Annotated in this window: 15 protein-coding genes, 1 tRNA gene and 1 pseudogene; 8 read left to right on the forward strand and 9 right to left on the reverse strand. The window is 69.8% G+C overall.

Translation table 11 applies throughout. From position 1 onward, the window contains the following. Positions 1-101 precede the first annotated feature (101 nt). The gene (locus AC1VWI_RS07175; RefSeq protein WP_499510095.1) at positions 102-596 is read left to right on the forward strand and encodes a DUF308 domain-containing protein; all 495 of its coding nucleotides are present in this window, start codon (positions 102-104) and stop codon (positions 594-596) included. Here the strand turns inward: AC1VWI_RS07175 and AC1VWI_RS07180 are convergent. The 6 genes from AC1VWI_RS07180 to AC1VWI_RS07205 form a co-directional block, all read right to left on the reverse strand. Then, positions 565-1143, reverse strand: a complete 579-nt coding sequence (locus AC1VWI_RS07180; RefSeq protein ID WP_499510096.1) for a DUF6841 family protein — start codon at positions 1141-1143, stop codon at positions 565-567. The two genes, AC1VWI_RS07175 and AC1VWI_RS07180, sit on opposite strands and share 32 nt — an antisense overlap. Before the next feature lie 252 nt (positions 1144-1395). Continuing rightward, positions 1396-1851 carry an NUDIX hydrolase gene (locus tag AC1VWI_RS07185; RefSeq protein ID WP_499510097.1) on the reverse strand — a complete coding sequence of 152 codons (456 nt, stop codon included), beginning with the start codon at positions 1849-1851 and terminating at the stop codon, positions 1396-1398. 153 nt (positions 1852-2004) lie between these two features. Next, on the reverse strand, positions 2005-2451 hold the full coding sequence (locus AC1VWI_RS07190) for a hypothetical protein (RefSeq protein ID WP_499510098.1): 447 nt from the start codon (positions 2449-2451) through the stop codon (positions 2005-2007). A gap of 16 nt (positions 2452-2467) precedes the next feature. Beyond that, complete coding sequence (locus tag AC1VWI_RS07195; protein WP_499510099.1) at positions 2468-3568, reverse strand: glycosyltransferase; 1101 nt, start codon at positions 3566-3568, stop codon at positions 2468-2470. Position 3569: 1 nt separating this feature from the next. Further along, a complete protein-coding gene (locus AC1VWI_RS07200; protein WP_499510100.1) occupies positions 3570-4103 on the reverse strand; it encodes a TetR/AcrR family transcriptional regulator in 534 nt (177 codons plus the stop codon). A 205-nt stretch (positions 4104-4308) separates the two neighbouring features. Then, positions 4309-5205, reverse strand: a complete 897-nt coding sequence (locus AC1VWI_RS07205; RefSeq protein ID WP_499510101.1) for an RNA polymerase sigma-70 factor — start codon at positions 5203-5205, stop codon at positions 4309-4311. A 312-nt stretch (positions 5206-5517) separates the two neighbouring features. On the opposite strand from AC1VWI_RS07205, the gene AC1VWI_RS07210 reads away from it, so the two are divergent. Next, the gene (locus tag AC1VWI_RS07210) at positions 5518-8007 is read left to right on the forward strand and encodes a SpoIIE family protein phosphatase (protein ID WP_499510102.1); all 2490 of its coding nucleotides are present in this window, start codon (positions 5518-5520) and stop codon (positions 8005-8007) included. A 162-nt stretch (positions 8008-8169) separates the two neighbouring features. Here AC1VWI_RS07210 and AC1VWI_RS07215 read toward each other — a convergent pair whose 3' ends face one another. Further along, on the reverse strand, positions 8170-8847 hold the full coding sequence (locus AC1VWI_RS07215) for a hypothetical protein (RefSeq protein WP_499510103.1): 678 nt from the start codon (positions 8845-8847) through the stop codon (positions 8170-8172). An 83-nt stretch (positions 8848-8930) separates the two neighbouring features. Further along, positions 8931-9932, reverse strand: a complete 1002-nt coding sequence (locus tag AC1VWI_RS07220; RefSeq protein ID WP_499516738.1) for a hypothetical protein — start codon at positions 9930-9932, stop codon at positions 8931-8933. 377 nt (positions 9933-10309) lie between these two features. On the opposite strand from AC1VWI_RS07220, the gene AC1VWI_RS07225 reads away from it, so the two are divergent. The 3 genes from AC1VWI_RS07225 (at position 10310) to AC1VWI_RS07235 (ending at position 12150) form a co-directional block, all read left to right on the forward strand. After that, positions 10310-10903 (forward strand): uridine kinase family protein, encoded by a 594-nt coding sequence (locus tag AC1VWI_RS07225; protein ID WP_499510104.1) that lies wholly within the window; start codon positions 10310-10312, stop codon positions 10901-10903. A 139-nt stretch (positions 10904-11042) separates the two neighbouring features. Continuing rightward, entirely contained in the window at positions 11043-11486 is a 444-nt protein-coding gene (locus tag AC1VWI_RS07230; RefSeq protein WP_499510105.1) for a DUF4259 domain-containing protein, read from the forward strand. Positions 11487-11664: 178 nt separating this feature from the next. Beyond that, positions 11665-12150: a hypothetical protein gene (locus AC1VWI_RS07235; RefSeq protein ID WP_499517070.1), complete on the forward strand. Its 486-nt coding sequence runs from the start codon at positions 11665-11667 to the stop codon at positions 12148-12150. 104 nt (positions 12151-12254) lie between these two features. Here the strand turns inward: AC1VWI_RS07235 and AC1VWI_RS07240 are convergent. After that, positions 12255-12332, reverse strand: a pseudogene (locus AC1VWI_RS07240) (enoyl-ACP reductase FabI); the annotation flags it as partial. Positions 12333-12404: 72 nt separating this feature from the next. Between AC1VWI_RS07240 and AC1VWI_RS07245 the strand changes: the two are divergent. The 3 genes from AC1VWI_RS07245 to AC1VWI_RS07255 all read left to right on the forward strand — a co-directional run bounded on the left by AC1VWI_RS07245 (position 12405) and on the right by AC1VWI_RS07255 (position 16498). After that, positions 12405-12482: transfer RNA gene (locus tag AC1VWI_RS07245), tRNA-Met, on the forward strand. 642 nt (positions 12483-13124) lie between these two features. Then, positions 13125-14759 (forward strand): ribosomal protection-like ABC-F family protein, encoded by a 1635-nt coding sequence (gene abc-f / locus AC1VWI_RS07250; RefSeq protein ID WP_499510106.1) that lies wholly within the window; start codon positions 13125-13127, stop codon positions 14757-14759. 83 nt (positions 14760-14842) lie between these two features. Further along, positions 14843-16498, forward strand: coding sequence for an ABC-F family ATP-binding cassette domain-containing protein (locus AC1VWI_RS07255; protein WP_499510107.1), 1656 nt, complete (start codon positions 14843-14845; stop codon positions 16496-16498). Positions 16499-16500 lie beyond the last annotated feature (2 nt).

Genomic DNA, 16500 nt, shown 5'->3' on the forward strand with positions numbered 1-16500 from the left:
CCGCACCCTCGACCACTTCGACCACTTCGACCACGACGGAGACAACACCTTCCGGGCTCCGATCGCTCCACCTCATCCGAGTCGTCTTCTCCCTGATCTGGGTGGCACTCGTCTTCACGACCTCCGCCTCGCTCGTGTCGGCGGACAGGCCCACGGTGAGCGCCGCCGCGCTACTCGTCGTCTACCCCCTGTGGGACGCCGTCGCCACGCTCCTCGAGCGTCGCCTGGCGGGCACCGGCTCCGCGAACCGTGTCAGTACCGTCAACCTGGGTCTCGGCCTGGCCACCACCGCCGGAATGATCATCGCCGTGTTCTCCACCGTCGGGACGACCCTTCTCGTGTTCGGCGTCTGGGCCCTGCTTTCCGGAGCCATCCAGCTCGTCGTGGCGATCCGACGCCGGCGCACCGTCGGCGCCCAGTGGCCCATGGTCGTCAGCGGTGGACAGTCCGTACTCGCCGGCGCCACCATCGCCGCCTCGTCCGCCTCGGCGACGAGCAGCCTGTCCACCGTCGCCGGGTACTCGGCCTTCGGCGCGTTCTGGTTCCTTGTCTCCGTCATCGCCCTCAGCATCCGCAGCCGACGCGAAAAGCGTTGACCACCGCCGTAGCACTTCGGCCTCGCTTGGCCGGACCGGGCGCCCAGCGTCCTCGGGCGACACCGGTTGGTGACGGCAGGCTACCGGCCGCTGCCTGCCACACCGTATCCAAGGAATCCGCTGTCGTCGGCACATGCTGAATTCCGACTACCCGCCACCCCGCGGACTCCCGAGCCACTTCGAAATGAACAGCAAGACGTTCGATCTCGCTGTCGTCCACACGACGACGTGACCAGATCACCTCGATCGCAACCCCGGCAGCATGGTAAAACGCCATCCTGCTATCAGGTACGGCGGTGTACGAATACCCTTGCGCCCGCAACGCGGCTTGACGGCGTTCGAGCCACCCAATGACGGCGTCACCGTCGAGCAGCGAATCACGCGAGACAGGCCCACTGATATGCAGCGGCGCTGCCCAGTAGTCAAGGATGGACTCCGGCCCCCGGGGAATCGCACCGCTTCCCACTGCCACCCAGGTTGGCAAGTAGTCATCGAAAAACCAATGCCCAACTTCGATGCGGACAGCAGCCTCATGAGAACCGCCCATGCCAGTGCCACCTTTCATCTCGCCAGCGTGCGCCTTCGGGCACGCGCCCGGCTGAGACGGGATATCTGCTCCGCATGGACCACGGCGGCACCGATCTCGTCGAGAGGGTATATACGTCCGAGAGAAGTCCCCACGACTCGAGAAGCATCTCCGCCGGAGGCAATTTCCACCGTTTCGTCCGGGCTGTAATCCAGGCTACTCCATCTGATGGCGCCTGCCATCAGATGGAGGGACCGCGCTCGACCCGGCAGGTCAGCCGTGGGGTCCGCCCTGGATCAGGAGCCGGTGCGATTCCTGCAATCCCGGCGGCAGGTCGTTCGGCGATACCCACCTGGCCTCCAGAACCTCAAATGAGTCGATCTCCAGCGAGCCGCCGACGAGCTCGGCGGCATACGCCACCTCCACGCGCAGCTTGTAGCCGCTCTTGAGGTGGACCACCTCTCCCGCCTCGACTTCAAGGCCGGTCTCCTCTCGTACCTCGCGGACGACGGTGTCGCGGAAGTCCTCACCTGCTTTGGCGTAGCCGGTTGGCAGGCCCCACTGGCGGTCTTCGGGCCACAGACGGTGGCGCAGCAACAGCACGCGGCCCTCGTCGTCGCGGACAACGCCGGTTACGCCGACCATGTACTTGCTGTTCATCAGCCACATGACCCGCCACTGCAGAGGTCCCCGGATGATCCGCCACAGTCCAGCGATGATGCGCTTCATTCCTTGCCTCTCGGGAGTTGGGCCGCCAGTGCACCCCGCAGTAGGGCCACGATCCCGCATGGAAGGGTGGCCTTCAAAACTCGCTGAGTGGATGGATCGGAGGTCCGCCGCAGTCTCGTCAGTCGGCGGTGCCGACCACTTCACCACGATGCGTCAGGAGCCGGCCCGGGCGCCGGGCGGCAGCGTGCAGGAAGTCGCGAAGCTCAAGACCGCATGCCAAAGCGGAACATCCCAAGGGCATCGAGCACCGAGCAGCCCCTCCGACCGGGTGGTCGCCCGGAGATCGGGTGGCGACATGAGCCGGTCCACTGCCTCGTCGTGACGGCTGGTCAGGGACGAGGTCCAGCCGGCGTACAGGTCGGCGTCCGCCGCGGCAGCCGCGGTCAGATCCGCCACCCAGCGCGGATGACGCGGCGGCGACGCTCCAAGGCCGTCGCGGGCGGCGAATCCGCCTCTGCGGCGGGCGCGTTCCGCAGTGACCTCCAGTACCACGGCGACGGCTTCGTCCGCGGTGACGGTGGCCGCGGCGCGCTGCCAGGCCCGGCGGTCCTCGTCGAGTCCCGGTGCGGCCGCGTTCCCGCCCGCTTCCACCGCAACCACTGCTCCACTCGCGCGGTCAGGCCGGGGTCGCGGTGAGCGTTCCGATGCGGTCCGCGGCGGCCACGTCGCCGGGCTCGGCGCGGAGCCGGGTGCCGAGGCGGGCGGCGGCCTGACGGTGGGGGCCGGAGGCGAGCAGTTCGGAGATGGCGGCGCGGATCCGCTCAGGGGAGGCGTTCCGCCGGACGACGCGCGCGGCCCCTTGCCGCTCGACCGCCCTGGCGATCATCGGCTGGTCGAACATGGGGTGCATCGGCATGACCACCAGCGGCAGATCGTGGGCGAGTGCCTGCATGGTCGTGCCGTGGCCGCCGTGCCCGACGACCAGCGAGACCCCGTGCATCACCTCGGCGTGCGGGACGTAGGGGTGGACTTCGGCGTTGCGCGGCGGGCGCAGCGCCGAGGGCTCCACGGCGTGGCCGGTGGCCATCACCGCGTGGACGGGCAGGTCGGCGACCGCGTCGAGGACGGCCTGCAGGGCGCGGGCCTGCGCGGGGTAGTGGATGGTGCTCAGGCTCACCAGGACACGCTGTCCCTCCGGCGGTGCGGCAGGCACCGTCGGACCGGCCAGCACCGGCCCGGTGTGGTGGACGTTCCGCGGTCTCGGGCGCCGTCCGGCCGGGTCAAGCTCCTCCAGGGCGGTGACCAGCACCGCGTCGGCGGACGACCAGAGCCGCATCGGGCGGTACCCCTTGGCGGCCGCGACCAGGCCCATCGGTCCACGGCACCAGTTCTTGACCAGGTACTCGTAGAAGGTGTGGGCCAGCACCACATGGCGCAGCCCTGTCTCCTGGGCGGCCCGCAGCGCGGGGAGGCTCAGGCAGTCGATCACCGCCAGGTCGACCGGCTCGCGTGCCACGGTGGCCGCCAGGTCACGACCGGGTCCGGCGTCGGTGAACATGGCGAGGAAGCTCGCCGGGGTGTTGCGGGCCGTGGCCGACCAGGGCCGGGCGGAGGCGTACGGCTCGAAGCGGAACCCCGCCCCCTCGATCCTCTTCCGCTGCTGCGGATGTCCGAGGAAGCGGACGGTGTCGCCCCGCCGGGCGAGCTCGGCGGCGATGCCGAGGGCCGGCGGCAGGTTGCCTCCGCCGTCCCAGGTGACGAACAGGATGCGGGCCATCTCAACGCTCCTCCCCCACGGTCCTCCCCAGGACCGCGTCGATCAGGTACCTGACCCGCTGCTGCGCCTCGTCCCGGTCCAGTCCCCGGTCATGGCGGAGCAGCTTCCATGTGCAGACATCGGTGGCGACGACCAGCAGGTCGGTCACCACCTCGCCTTCCGTGCCGGTGCGTCCGGACATCTGGGGTGCGAAAACCTCCTGCACCCAGGCGCGGTGCAACCGGCGGCCCTGTTCGGTCACCGACCGCGCCCTGGGGTCGCCGAGTTCCTCGCCGAGCAGCCGCAGCACCATCTCGCCGCGCCGCTCGTAGTGGTCGAAGAGCACCTCGACCGCCGTCGCCACGTCCCCCACCGGCGCGGCCCGCTCTTCGCGGACCTCGTCGCGTACGTGTGCGGCGACGGCGTCGAAGAGCCCGTCCCTGCTGCCGAAGTGCCGCAGCACGGTCCGGACGCTCACGCCCGCGCGCGCCGCGACGTCGGCGAGCACGATCTCCAGCGACTTGGTCTCGACCGACAGGTCGAAGGCCGATCGCATGATCCGAAGGCGTGTCCGGGCCGTCGTCTCCGCCCGGGCCTTCATGCGATAAGTCCGTTTGCTGTCCACGTCGTTGTCCATGCGGGTCCCAGTGGACCACCACCCTATTTTGGCGTCAACGAACGTGACATGAATGTGAGTCTGCGGCCCCGCCCCGGCGGCCGGCGCGACTCCGGCAACAAGGCCACAACCGTGCCTGAGCGGCTCAGTTGTCCAGAGATGCCACATAGGCAGCCAGCTTGGGCGGGCTCACCACCCACATGACGCGTTCGATGCCGCGCTCCGACACATCGGCGGTCACAAGAGCCACTGCGTCACCGTGGCTTGTCACCAGGGCAGCCGGCCTTCCGTTGGCCTCCACCCAGCGGATGTCCGTCTCGGGCCAGAAGCGCGGGGAGTAGGCGACAAGGGTCTTGGAGACGTGCGGGCGGCCGACGATCGGGATCTTGGATGCCCCGCGCGCCCCCGCACCGTCGGCGTAGCTGACGACGTCGGCCGCGAGGAGCTCCTCAAGCGCCGCCAGATCGCCGGTTTGCGCCGCCGCGACGAACGCCTTCAGCAGACGCCGGTGAGCGGTGGAGCTGGCCGGCTCTCTGCGTTCCGCTGTCAGGTGCTTCCGGGCGCGGCTGACCAATTGGCGCGTATTGGCTTCGCTCGTCTCCAGGATGTCGGCGATCTTTTTGTACGGGTAGGCGAAGGCTTCCCTCAATACGTAGGCGGCCCGTTCCACAGGGTTCAGCTTTTCCAGGAGGAAGAGAACCGCCATGTCGAGTACTTCTGCCCGTTCCGCGCCCAACTGCGGATCAGCGCTGGTGTCGATCGGCTCCGGAAGCCAGGGCCCGATGTAGGTCTCGCGCTGCATCCGGGCGGATTTGGCGTGGTTGATCGACAGGCGCGTGGTGATCGTGGTGAGGAATGCCGCTGGTTCCTGGACGTCGGCATGGTCGATGGTCTGCCACCGCAGCCATGCCTCCTGGACGATGTCCTCGGCTTCCGCGGCGCTGCCCAGCACGCGGTAGGCGATGCCGAAGAGTCGGGGGCGCGCTGCCATGAAATCCCTCGTCGCCTGCTCGAGGGAGTCTGCTTTTTCGCGCGTGCGCATGAGCGGCCTCCAACTCGTGATCACCATGCTATTAGCGGGCACGGAGGGGCGCGCGCCGAATCGGGCGGGTGTCCTGCCGGTCGCGGGCGATGGGGCTCCGATGCGCAGAACTCTCCCCGCCAGGGGCGGGTGCATCTTGTCCTGGCCGTACCTATTGCCATCTCCGCCATCAACGCCGCACAGAGCGTAACCACGTGCTGACTTTCGGTTGACTTTACTTGAGCTGTCACAAATGGCGGGGCCGGTTTGACATGTGAGCAAAAAGGCTGAAAACGGACCTATCTCCCCTAGCTACACAAGGACACCACCCCGATGACGACAGACAGCATCCCCGAAGTGACCCTCGGTAGGGAATTCAACGGGCTCGGCATATCCGACACCGCATTCGCGCTGCTCGACGAACTGGGCACGGTTGTCGGATGGACACAGGCCGCCGAGCGGCTCGTCGGGCACGGTGCAGGGGATGTCGTGGGCCGCCCCGCCGCGCTGGTGGTGCCGTCCTTCGAGGCAACAGCCACCACCTCGGCGTTCGTCGAGCGCTGCCTCGCCGAGAACGGCTGGCCGGGCGCGACGGCCGTACGCCACCGCGGCGGCCACCTGGTCGACGTCAGCCTGCGGATCACGGCACTGCGAGGCCAGGACGGGACCACACGCTGGCTGGCCTCACTCACGGACGCAGGGGCACTGTCCGGGGACGTGCTGAGCGGACCGGCGAGGGGTCCGCTCCTCGCCCGCACGCCCATCGGAGTCGTCGTCCGGGACCTGCACCAGCTGTGTACGTTCACCAACGACGTGATGGAGCAGCACGATGGCATCCCCACTGACCGACGGCTCGGACGGCGACTGCCCGAATCGCTGCCCGGCGCCAAGGCCGAGGCCCTTGAGACACTGATGCAGCAGGTCCTCCAACGCGGCGCCACCGAAGTGCACGAGTACCGGGCATGGCTGCCCACCGCCCAGGGGCGGCAGCACCCGTTCGCTTGGGCCTACCACTGCCTCCAGGGCGCCGACGGCGAAACGGTGGGAGTGTGCGTGATCAGCGCGGACGTCACCGAGAGCCGGCGGATACGCGAGCGCATCGCCACCATCTGCGAGGCCAACACGCGACTGGGCGAAAGCCTGGACGTGATGCAGACCAGCCAAGGCCTGGCAGACCTCGCCGTACCCCTGCTCGCCGACTACGTCGCTGTCGACCTGGAGCAGTCCGTCCCGTTCGGCGGGGGACCTGCGGGCCGCCTCGGCACCACGGCCGGAGGTGTTCCCGTGCTGCGTCGGGCCGGGGAGGCCTCGATTGGTCCGGAGGTCCCGGAATCCCTTGTGACGCGCGGCGAGTCGGTCCCCCCGTCGTCCGCGTCGCCGCTCGCCGTCGTCCTGCGCACCGGCAAGCCCTACCTGGAACAGCACCTCGACCGGACCGGGGTCGAGGTGCGGCCGGCACTCGGCCAGGAGGTCAGCGAGGCCCGCATGCGCTCCCTGATGGTCGTGCCCGTCCGCGTACGAAGCGCGCTGCTGGGCGTGGTCATGTTCGTCCGCACCGAGAACCGGCCACCGTTCCACGAGACCGACCTGCTCCTGGCCGAAGAGCTCGTCAACCGCGCCGCCCTCGCGCTGGACAACGCCCGCCGGTACGTCCGCGAGCAAACCGCCGCCCTCACCTTGCAACGCAACCTGCTGCCGCGCCGGCTGAGGGGTGGCACGGCCGTCGAGACGGCGTCGCGCTACCTGCCGGCCGACATGGACCACGGAGTCGGTGGCGACTGGTTCGACGTGATCCCGTTGTCAGGCGCACGCGTGGCATTCGTCGTCGGCGACGTTGTCGGGCACGGCCTGCACGCCGCCGCGACCATGGGCACGCTCCGCACCGCTGTGCGCACCCTCGCCGACATGGATCTGTCACCCGACGAACTGCTGGCCCACCTCGACAACACCGTCCAACGGTTGGCCGAGGCCGACAGCGACGACCTGGACGCGGCCCCCGGGGCCGTGGGCGCCACCTGCCTGTATGCCGTCTACGACCCAGCGACCCGGATGTGCACCATGGCCCGCGCCGGGCATCTGCCGCCCGCGATCGTCGACCCGCAGGGCCATGTCACCTTCCCCGACCTTCCCCCTGGAGCCCCCCTGGGCATCGGCCTGGGAGACCCCTTCGCGACCGTGGAACTGGAACTACCCGAAGGAAGCCTCCTCGCCCTCTACACCGACGGCCTGATCGAGACCCGCGACGGCGACATCGAGGACGGCATGCACCGCCTGGGCACCCTCCTCGCGGAACCAGGCCGGCCCCTGGAAGAACTCTGCACGCGTGCCACGGACACCGTCTCGGAGCAGGCTTCGTGCGACGACACCACCCTGCTCCTGGTCAGGACTCTGTCCCTGAGCGCGACGCAGGTCGCCCGCTGGACGCTGCCCAACGACGAGACCGCCGTCCGAAGTGCCCGCGACCTGGCGGCCCGCCAGCTGACCGCGTGGGGCCTGGACGGTCTCGGTGACTCGACGAAGCTGATCGTCAGCGAACTGGTCACCAACGCCGTACGCCACAGCACGGGTCCGGTCCGTTTGAGCCTGAAACGACACGGAGTCCTGACCTGCGAGGTGTCCGACACCGACACCTGCGCCCCACGTCCACGCCGCGCGCGCTCCACGGACGAAGACGGCCGCGGTCTCCTCCTCGTCGCTCAGTTGTCGCGTAGGTGGGGATGCCGGTTGATGCCGGAAGGCAAGGTCGTCTGGGTCGAACAGGACATACCCGCACCCTCCGGCCCCTGGCCGTCGTCACGCTCGCGGCAGCCCAGTACCGCATAGGGACGTGACGAGGACAGCCACACTGCGGCGGATGGCCTCGTCCACCCGCAGCAGGGTGACGCTCACGTCGGCCTCGTACGGAAGAGCCCTCGCCGGTGGGTGTGGCGGGGCTCTCCAGACCCAAGGCTTCCGGCGAAGGTCTCCGGCGAAGGTCGAAGCTCCTCAAGCCGCAGGGACGTTCCGGACTTTGGCGAGCTTGTGCCGGGCGACCTGATGGTGGACCGTGGCCGACAGAGCGACGGCATCCGCCGCCTTGGCCCGCAAGCCCTCCAACCAATCTTCTGACCCTCGCCAGTTGAGAGGGAGCCTGGCTTTCGGCCACAGGTCCACCAGCTCACCGGCGAGTGCCAGGCCCTCCTGGAGGAGGTCCGCCAGGCCGGCCGCCGCCGCGACGAGGACGCTGTCCTCCATCTCCGGAACGGCCGGCGGGAATCCCTTGTCGTAGCTCGCGGAAGCGGCTGAGTGGTAGGCCCTGACGACCTGTTCCAGGGACGGCGGTTCCTCGCTCAGGGACAGAACGCTCTGCACGCGGAGGGCGCCGACAGCTGCCCGATACTCGCCGTCGTGGTTCGCAAAGAGCACTCGCTCCGGCTGCCCCGAGGCCCCTTCCAGCCGCTGCCCCAGCATCAAGGAGATCACTGGAAAGTCCCGCGTCAACGCGTGAACATGCGCCGTCGGCATGTACTCGTTGCCAGACGTCGTACGGTCGAGACAGACACCCTGGACGACCGGGCCGATCCGACGGAGCAGGTGTAGCGGCTTCCAGACGTCGAACCCCGGAAGCGCGGCGGCCCAGTCCGCCGTTACCCGTCGAGGCGTCAGGGCACCCGACTTCTCCATGGATTCACCTCGATGGCGAGTATGGCACCCGAGACCTTGAGGAGGGGCCCATACGGGTTGTGTCCGCTCGGCCCCCTGACGGGTCAGCAGCCCCGGTCGTAGATCGCCCGCAGCCACGGTTCCCTGACGGCGGGCATCCGCGCGAGCGTGTACCGGAACGCCTCCGTGGACGGCTGGAACGGATACCACTCGTGCGGCGGCAGCGGGTCGTCCCGCTCCACCCCTGCCGGCAGTCCGCCGACCACCGGCAGCCGGGTCCGGTGCGGAGGGAAGGCGAGTTCGGCCCAGAGCGCGCCATCCATAGGTACCGGCACCACCCCGGCACGCGGCTGCCACATGTCTCCGGTCTGCGGATGTACCGGCACCAGCACCAGGTCAGCAGCCGGCTCGCCGAACCCCGGTCCCGCCAGGTCCAGCAGCTTCGCACCCTCCCCGGCGGGCAGCAGCGCGCCGAGTGCCCGACCGAGGAGCTCGGCGACCGGCCCGGGCGCCACCTCGACCGGTGCGCCCCCGGCGGCCACCACCACCTGGGCGAGTGCCACGCCCGCCGGGATGTCCCGGTACTTGCTCAGCCGATGCCACAGCGCGCCGGTGGCCAGCAACTCCGCCCAATCCATGACCGGCTGCTCCGGCGGCCCGGGCAGCCGCACTACTGCCTGCGGGACGAGCCGGACGACCTGCCAGCACCCGCAGTCGTCCATCCTCGTTCCGACCGGCAGATCGCAACCCAGGCAGGCCAGGTTCGGCCCGTCCCTCCCGTCGATGCCCATGCAGTAGCCCCCGGCCCGCTCGAGGATCAGCCTGGTGCCGCGCATGTCACCGGGCGCGAGCAGGACAGTGCCCGACGGTCCGTCGGACAGCGCACCAAAGGGCGCGAAGCGCCCCCGTTCCGCCGCCTCACGCGCCCCGACCTCGTCCCACTGCCGCCATGGCGGCCCGTACGGCGCAGGATCGACGGCGTAGCACCCGGCCTCCAGCAGTGGCGGGTGCAGCTTCTCCCAGTGGGTGTCGGCCAGGTGGAGCGGCAACGCCACCTGCGACACCGCCGCCGTCAGGACCGCGCCGCAGCCCGCACACCCGAACACCGCCAAGCTGTCCCCTCCCGCCGCCGAAACCCCTGCATCCCACCAAGCAGGCAGAGTGGGGAGCAACGGGTTTTCAGACGACGCTGAGCGCCCCACCGACAGGCAGAGCGGGCCTCGACGTCCCGGTCGCAGCCTCAGGAAGCGGGAAGCCGCGTCGGACTGAGCCTCTGAACCTGAAGACAGCCGTCGACCAGGTCCGGGCTCATGAGTGTCGGTTCTGGCTCAGTTGAGTGACGGCTGTGAGTCGTTGGGCGGCTTGGCAAGTTGCCCGAAAACGCATAGTGGCCAGGGTCTCGGCCGACGGTTCGGGGTCCTGGGATCGTGATGCGAAGTCGTCGCCCTTCTCTTGAGGCGCCTGCCGTGATCAGAATGCCGCTATGACGACGATCTCCATCGGTGCTGAAGAGGTTGCCGCCGCCGTCGACGCCCGGAGCCGCAAAGGAGTGTTCCTGGTCGCCATCGATGGCTTGGGGGGCTCCGGCAAATCGACCTTGGCGACGGCCCTGGCGGAGTTGCGCGGCGCCGCGGTGGTTCACGGTGACGACTTCTACCGCCCCATGGACCCGGAGGAGCGCGCCGGGCTGAATCCCGAAGACGGCTACCACCGCTACTTCGACTGGCAGCGGCTGCGCGAGGAAGTGCTTGCCCCCCTCGCGGCCGGCCGTGATGCCGCCTACCGGCGCTACGACTGGGCGACCGGTGATCTGGCCCCGGACGAAAGCCATTGCGTCTCCGCCTGCGGCATCGTCGTCGTGGAGGGCGTGTACACCGCCCGGCCCGAACTCGCCGACTACTACGACCTCCTTGTCTACGTTGACACCCCGCGGGGGGAATCCATGCGCCGCCTGCGCGAGCGCGGTGACGACCACGGCCCGATCGACTGGGAGTCCCGCTGGCGCCTGGCCGAGGAGCACTACCTGGCCCTGACCCGTCCCCGGGAAAGGGCCCACCTCGTGGTCTCCGGGCACTGATCCGCCCCCGGCCGCCGGTTGAGCATCTGTTCGGCCGCGCGGGCTTCACGCTCCTACGGAAACGTGTCCTGCTCGCCGCATGACACCGCTGTCGGTGGCCGATGCGATCATCACCGCACGTTGACGCGAGGAGATCGCCATGGGCACCTGGGACATCGGCCCTTTCGAGAACGACATGGCCGCCGACTTCGCCTACACGCTGGACGAGACGGCCAAGGACGAGCGCGAGAGCCTTGTCCGGGCGACGCTGACCCGCGCCATCGCGACCGGGGACTACCTTGAGAGCCCAGAAGGAGCAGAGGCCGTCGCCGCGGCCGCTCTCATCGCGGCACAGTGCCCAGCCGGTGAGCCGATCAGCACTTGCTACGGGCCCAAAGAGGCCCTCCCGCAATTCGCCGACGATCTTCGGCCGCTTGCTGTTGAGGCGCTCGACCGGGTGGTCGCCGGGGAGTCCGAGCTCGCTGAACTCTGGGACGAGACGTTCGATGGCCCCAAGTGGCGGCAGAGCGTCAGCCGCATTCGCGCAGTCCTCGCACCCTCACCCGAGCCCGAACCCCAGAAGGACGCACTGTTCGATCTATGACCGGACAACCCAGCGTCACCGATCACAGAGCCTGAGCCACTTCGGCAGGCGTCCCACCCGAGCCGTGGTCGATGGTCACGAGAACGAATACACCCGGTGGACCCTCCCGCCGACCGGGTGAAGGAAAGCGTCGGCCGGGCCGCGAGCCGGCCGTCGGTGACCCCGCTACGATGCGCCCATGCCTGAGCAGTTGTTCGACCGCACGAGCCGCGGTTGCACGGTTGACGATCTGGACTCCCGGTTGCGTACGGCGATTCTGGCCGTCACAGAGACCGAGCTGCTCGGTGATGCCGCGTCGACCGCGGTCGCCTGCGTGGAGACCCGCAGTGTGCCCCGGCGCCGTCCCGGCGTCTTCGCGCGCTTGCTCGGGGGCGACCCACAGCGCGAAACGCTGACTGCTGCCGTGTTGCTGCCGCGGCATCTCTTGGTCGCGGTCACCGACACGCACACGGGGAAGGCCACAGCACGTTCCGGGCGGCTGGCTGACATGACCGTCACCGAGGTCGATCAGCGACTGGCCATTGACTCCGGGGTATCGGTGTTCACCCGCTGGTCGAACCGGTCCGAGGCCGAGTCGATGCACGTCGCGCTCGGTGATGATCCCGCCGGCGCCTCGTTCAAGGACATGCTGCGCCACGCCGTCCAGGCGGCACAGCGCGGCTGAGCGGCCTGTGTCGCAGACCGGGCACCCCACGGTGGCATGGATCGTGAAGCTGACCGCCGACGCGCCCCTGCCGCACTTCTCCTGCAGCGGCAGCACGCTCGTCGTCAGGCCTTGAGGGAGAACGCGGAGACGTCCATCGCGGTGGCCACCGACTCGAACGGCGTGTTCAGAAAGGTCCCGCCGGCACAGGCTATGGAAGCCCCGCGGTAAATCCCTGCGCAGCCCGCCCGGGAGACGTAAGCTGGGTGCACCGACGCGGGGTGGAGCAGCTCGGTAGCTCGCTGGGCTCATAACCCAGAGGTCGCGTGGTTCAAATCCCGCCCCCGCTACCAACATCCGGCCCCTGCCCGACTTCCCGTCGGGCAGGGGCCGGAGCCGTATGCCTGGCCCACCACCCCCTTTGGCCGTGGACGGCCCGGCGGGCCGAGCTGGTTCCGGTTTGACGGAGACCACTGGTGCGGTTGTGGTCAGGCTGCGTGTGCTGTCCCGTATTCCGTTGGACTGCGGTAGCCGACGCTGCTGTGCAGACGGTGCGGACCCCACGGCACAACGGCAGGCCATTGCCCATAGGGCCGGTGGCGAACTGCCCGGGGCGCGGAGGTCTCAGCCGTCGAGTCCTGCCACGCGGCGATGTGCCGGGCCCGTGATGAACGCGTGTGTGCCTTCGGCCGCAGTGGTACGGGGTTCGGTCACCATCCGGCCAGGCGTGTCGGCAGCGGGAGCCGCCGATCGCGATCACGGGAAGGATCGGAGGCGGGAGCGTGTTGTTATGCTGGCGGCTGACACAGGACGGCAATGAGGAGTGACAGACGTGGTGGGTGACGACGACATCTCCGGGTGAGATCCGGATCTGACGGCCACCGGCCGGCGCTCAGGAGCGCTGCCGAGGTGGTCCGTTTCGTCGTGCCCCCTTCTCCCACGTCTGCCCAGGGCAGAGGTCTACGCTCTGCCCTCGTACCTCCGAGGTCATTTCCATGTCCGACGCCGCTGTCGTCTGCTCGAACGTCTCCTTCGCCTGGCCCGACGACACCCCCGTCTTCCACGAGCTGTCCTTCTCCGTGCCCCCCGGCCGTACGGGCCTGGTGGCGCCCAACGGCTCCGGCAAGAGCACCCTGCTCAAGCTGATCGCCGGTGAGCTGAAGCCCGCCACGGGCTCGGTGTCGGTGAACGGCACGCTCGGCTACCTCCCGCAGACCCTGCCCCTGACCAGCGGCCTCACCGTCGCCGAGGTGCTCGGCGTCGCCGCGGTGATCCGCGCCCTGGACGCCGTGGAGTCCGGGGACGTCGACGAGAAGCACTTCGCCACCATCGGTGACGACTGGGACATCGAGGAGCGCACCCGCTCCCAGCTCGACCGTCTGGGCCTGGCCGACCTCACCTTGGACCGCAGCCTGAGCACACTCAGCGGAGGCCAGGTGGTCTCCCTCGGGCTCGCCGCCCAGTTGCTCAGGCGTCCCGACGTCCTCCTGCTCGACGAGCCGACCAACAACCTCGACCTCCAGGCCCGGCACAAGCTCTACGACGTGCTGTCGGAGTTCAACGGCTGTCTGCTCCTGGTCAGCCACGACCGCGCGCTGCTGGACCGCATGGAGCGCATCGCCGAACTCGGCAGCGACGAACTGCGCCTGTACGGCGGTACTTTCACCGAGTACGAGGAGACCGTCCGTGCCGAGCAGGAGGTCGCCGAGAAGAACGTCCGCAACGCCGAGCAGGAACTGAAGCGGGAGAAGCGGGAACTGCAGCAGGCCCGCGAGCGCGCCGAGCGCCGGGCGAGCAACGCCGCCAAGAACCTGAAGAACGCCGGGCTGCCCAAGATCTTCGCCGGAAACATGAAGCGCGGCGCGCAGGAGGCCGCGGGCAGGTCCGGCACGATGCACGCGTCCCGGGTCAGCGACGCCAAGGCTCGCCTCGACGAGGCCGGACGGGCCCTGCGCGAGGAGCAGCGGCTCACGCTGGAGCTGCCCGGCACCCAAGTGCCCGCCGGCCGCAACCTGTTCCTCGGCGAGGGCATGCAGGTCCGCCTGGGCGACCAGGAAGTGTTCGCGGCGGGCGGCGTCGACCTGAGCGTCCGGGGCCCCGAGCGCATCGCACTGACCGGGCCCAACGGCGCCGGCAAGACCACGTTGATGCGGCTGGTCACCGGTGGTCTCGCCCCGGACAGCGGGGAGATCAAGCGCAACGACGGGAGGATCGCCTACCTGTCGCAACGCCTGGACCTGCTGGACCTCGACCGGACTGTGGCGGAGAACTTCGCCGCGTTCGCGCCCGAGCGGCCCGAGGCGGAGCGGATGAACCTGCTCGCCCGGTTCCTCTTCCGGGGCGCGCGGGCCCATCTGCCGGTGGGTGTGCTCTCCGGCGGCGAGCGGCTGCGCGCCACCCTGGCCTGCGTGCTGTGCGCGGAGCCGGCGCCGCACCTTCTGCTGCTCGACGAGCCCACCAACAACCTCGACCTGGTCAGCGCGGGCCAGCTGGAGAGCGCGCTCAACTCCTACCAGGGTGCCTTCATGGTCGTCAGCCACGACGAGCGGTTCCTGGCCGAGATCGGGATCAGCCGCTGGCTGCGGCTGGCCGACGGGGTGCTGAAGGAAACGGGGGCACCGGCGGTGTGAGCCGCCGACGTGTGACGTGGTCCGCGTCCGAGGCCGTGCGCCCGGCGGACCGAGAACCGATCACGCCAGGACGGTAAACCCCCGTGCCCCAGCCCGCTCTGCTCGCCCACGACCTCGTCCGGACTCTCGGTGGACGTCGCGTCCTCGACGGTGTCTGCCTCACCGCCTCCCCCGGTCACCGCATCGGCCTGATCGGGGAGAACGGCGTCGGCAAGTCCACCCTGCTGCGGCTGCTCGCAGGGGTGGACGAACCGGACGCGGGAAGCATCTCCCGCCCCCACGACGTCGGTTTCCTCCAGCAGGAGATGCCGTTCGACGCGGACTCCACCCTCGGCGCCGTACTGGACGAGGCGCTGCGCGAAGCCCATGAGGACCTCGCCGAATTGGACCGTCTCGGCGAGGAGCTGACCCGCGTCCCCGAGGACGACCCCGGCCACCGGGAACTCCTCGACGCCTACGGCAGACGTCTCGAACAGGCCCAGGACCGGGAGTCCTGGGACGCCGACCGCCGCGCCGCGATGGTCCTGGACGGCCTCGGCCTGGGCGCCCTCGGCCACGACCGGAGCCTTCGCACACTCTCCGGCGGGCAGCGCGGCCGGCTCGCCCTGGCCGCGCTGCTGGTCCGGCGGCCCTCCGCGCTGCTCCTGGACGAGCCGACCAACCACCTCGACGACGACGCCGCCGCTTTCCTCGAGGCGCAGGTCCGTTCCCTGCCCGGCACCGTGGTGGTCGCCAGCCACGACCGGGCGTTCCTCGACGCCGTCACCACCGACCTGATCGACCTCGACCCGGCGCTCAACGGACCCGTCCGCTACGGCGGCGACTACAGCGCCTACCTCTCCGCGAAGCACACCGAGCGGCAGCGCTGGGAGCGGCGGCATGCCGAGGAGCAGGAGGAACTGGAAGAACTGCGCGAGTCGGTGGGCGTGACCGCGCACAGGGTCGCCCCGGACCGGGGCCGCGTCGACAACGAAAAGATGGGCTACGGCCATCGGGCCGGCCGCGTACAGCACTCCGTCTCCCGCCGGGTGCGCAACGCCACCCGGCGGCTGGAGGAGTTGGAGCGCACCCAGGTCGCCGAGCCACCACGCCCCCTGCGCTTCGCCGCCGGAGACCTGGCAAGGGGGGCCGAGGAGAGCACTGAGCCGCTGGTGAGACTACGGGACGTGCGGGTGCCGGGCCGGCTGGCACTGGACTGCCTGGAGGTGGCGGCGACCGACCGGCTGCTGGTCACCGGCGGCAACGGGGCCGGCAAGTCGACGCTGCTCGCCGTCCTCGCCGGACAGCTCCCGGCCGAGGGCGAGGTGCACAAGCGGCACCACACGACAGTGGGACTGCTCACCCAGGACACCGTGTTCGAACGGCCCGCACGCACCGTCCGCGACACCTATGAAGCGGCGGTGGGCCAAGCCCGGGCGGTGAAGGTGCCGCTCGGCTCGCTCGGCCTGATGCACGCGGCCGACCTGGACAGACCGGTCGGGGAACTGTCGGTGGGACAGCGCCGGCGGCTGGCGCTGGCGCTGTTGGTGGCCCGCCCGCCCCACCTGCTGCTGCTCGACGAGCCCACGAACCACCTCTCCCCCCGCCTGTGTGACGAGCTGGAGGAGGCACTCGGCACCGGACCCGGCGCCATCGTGGTCGCCAGCCACGACCGCTGGCTACGCCGTCGGTGGCAGGGCCGGGAAGTTCGGCTGTCCCCTGGGCTCGCCCGGCGGACGAGCGGCATCAAGACTCGCTGACG

Source organism: Streptomyces sp. TOM-9, from assembly GCF_056858595.1.